The sequence below is a fragment of the Azonexus hydrophilus genome (assembly GCF_001956855.1).
Classification (GTDB): domain Bacteria; phylum Pseudomonadota; class Gammaproteobacteria; order Burkholderiales; family Rhodocyclaceae; genus Azonexus; species Azonexus hydrophilus_A.
The window spans coordinates 1-458 of the sequence record NZ_MTHD01000014.1 but is presented as its reverse complement, the minus strand read 5'-3'; the positions used below and the strand labels follow the sequence as shown (position 1 = coordinate 458).

Annotated in this window: 1 protein-coding gene; it reads left to right on the top strand. The window is 62.2% G+C overall.

Annotated features, from left to right (window positions below):
• The first annotated feature begins 26 nt into the window (after nt 1–26).
• On the top strand, nt 27–437 hold the full coding sequence (locus BJN45_RS17455) for a chemotaxis protein CheW (RefSeq protein WP_205750631.1): 411 nt from the start codon (nt 27–29) through the stop codon (nt 435–437).
• The last annotated feature ends 21 nt before the right edge of the window (nt 438–458 follow it).

The following is a 458-nucleotide window of genomic DNA, read 5'->3' as shown; positions in this document are numbered from 1 at the left end:
TCAAGGTGCCGCTGACTTTGGCGATCATGCCTACCCTTATGGTGATGCTGGGCAGCCAGGCGTTCGCCTTCCCGCTGGTCAACGTCAACGAAATCTTCCATCTTGACCTGTCGCGCACCAATGTCGTGGATGGCCAGGAAGTGGTGATCGTCCGCGACAAGGCCTTGCCGCTGTTCTATCTCAAGCGCTGGCTGGTGCCGAGTGCGGCCCACGAAGAGCAGGGTGAGGGACACGTGGTGATCCTGTCGGTCGGCACCCAGCGCATCGGTTTCGTCGTCGACCAGTTGGTGGGACAAGAAGAAGTGGTGATCAAGCCACTCGGCAAGATGTTGCAGGGCACCCCCGGCATGGCGGGCGCCACCATCACCGGGGACGGGCGCATCGCCCTGATCCTCGATGTGCCGAGCATGCTCAAGCGTTACGCACGGCGCATCTGACGCCGCGTATGGGTTTCCGGC

What these genes read in the sequence shown, in the direction of transcription:
- BJN45_RS17455 (WP_205750631.1), top strand. Translation starts at nt 27, where the DNA reads ATGCCTACCCTTATGGTGATGCTGGGCAGCCAGGCGTTCGCCTTCCCG.